Below are 1,856 nucleotides of genomic sequence, written 5' to 3' on the forward strand. Positions count from 1 at the left end.
GATCCTGCTGGCTAATTGGGTGTGTTGCGGCGCTTGCTGCCTAGCCGTGGATGCATGATCGATTTTGCGGCTTCGTTCCCCTCTGCAGCCGCGGAAACGGGTCGTGTGATGTCGATGCAACCGCGGCCGTGGCCCGAGCCTGATGAGCAGGTGGCTGCGGCGATTCGGGCGATGTATGCCGGGCGTGAGGCGCCCTTGCCGGTGGTGGTGCGAGATCAGTTGGGTGAGCTGTTCGCTGATGAGCAGTTCGGTGCGGCGTTCGGGGTCCGTGGCCGTCCTGGTTGGTCTCCGGGGCGGCTGGCGTTGATCACGGTGTTTCAGCTGGTGGAGAATTTGACCGATCGGCAGGCGGCCGAGGCGGTGCGGGACAAGTTGTCGTGGAAGTACGCGCTGGGGCTGGATCTGGCTGACACCGGTTTCGACGCTTCGGTCTTGAGCGAGTTCCGGTCCCGGGTGATCGCCCATGGCCTGGAGGAACGGGTCCTTGACCTGCTGTTAGCCAGGCTGGTTGATGAGGGGCTGCTGGCAGCCGGTGGTAAGCAGCGCACGGACGCCACCCACGTGGTGGCCGCGGTGCGGGATCTCAGCCGGCTGGAGCTGGCCGGGGAGTCGGTGCGCGCCTGTCTGGAGGCCCTGGCCGCGGCGGCGCCGGATTGGGTGGCGCAGGTCATCGACGTGCCGGCCTGGAGCAGGCGGTATGGGCAGCGGGTGCACGACTGGCGACTGCCGTCGTCGCAGACCGCACGGGCCGAGCTGGCGAACACGTACGGCAGTGATGGGTTCGCGCTGCTGACGGCGGTCTACGGCCCGTCTGCGCCGCCGTGGCTGGCGCAGTTGCCGGCCGTGGAAGTGCTGCGGGTGGTGCTGCTGCAGAACTACGTGCGCGGGCACGATGAGCACGGGCGGGAGGTGGTCAGACGGCGGGAGGCGAAGGTAGACGGTCTCCCGCCGGGAAGGCGTCGCCTCACCTCGCCCTACGACACAGACGCCCGGTGGTGCACCACACGCGGCGCCAGCAAACCCTGGAACGGCTACAAGGTCCACCTCAGCGAAACCTGCAACGACCCCGCCAGCCCCACCGACAGCGCTGACACGCCGGTCATCGAGCCGCCCAACATCATCACCAACGTGATGACCACCGACGCGACGGTCAACGACACGGTGATGACCACCCCGATCCACGACCGGCTGCAACGGCGCGGACTGCTGCCGCACGAGCACTACCTGGACTCCGGCTATCCCTCCATCGACCTGGTCATCGCCTCCACGGCCCGCTACGGCATCACGCTGGTCACCCCGCTGCGGACCAACAACTCCATTCAAGCCCGGGCAGCAGCCGGCTTCGACAGCACCGCCTTCACCATCGACTTCGACAACCAACGCGCCACCTGCCCCCAGGATCAGACCAGCACCACCTGGAGCCCGACCACCCAACGCGGCAGCGACGTCATCGTCGTGCGCTTCGCCCGGGAAACCTGCCGCCCCTGCCCCGTGCGCCAGCAGTGCACCACCGACCGACGCACCGGCCGCAAGCTGTCCGTGCGTCCCCGCGAGGTCCACCACGCGATACAACTGGCCCGCGCCGAGCAGCACACCAAGGCCTGGCAGACCAAATACGCCCGACGCGCCGGCGTCGAAGGGACCATCAGCCAAGCCGTCAACGTCACCGGTATACGCCAAGCCCGCTACCGCGGAGTGGACAAAACCCACCTGCAAAACGTCTTCAGCGCCGTCGCGATCAACCTCATACGGCTGACCGCCTACTGGAACGGTCACCCCCTCGACCGAACCCGCACCAGCCACCTCGCCCGCCTCGCCCTAGCCGCATGAACCCGCCAATAAGCCAGCAGGATCCA

Annotated in this window: 1 protein-coding gene; it reads left to right on the top strand. The window is 67.6% G+C overall.

Going from position 1 to position 1,856, the window contains the following annotated elements; all coding sequences use genetic code 11:
* The first annotated feature begins 54 nt into the window (after nucleotides 1-54).
* A complete protein-coding gene (locus tag ACWEVO_RS35970) occupies nucleotides 55-1,830 on the top strand; it encodes an IS1182 family transposase (RefSeq protein ID WP_452311858.1) in 1,776 nt (591 codons plus the stop codon).
* Nucleotides 1,831-1,856: the final 26 nt, after the last annotated feature.

The sequence above is a fragment of the Micromonospora sp. NPDC003776 genome (genome assembly GCF_053605645.1).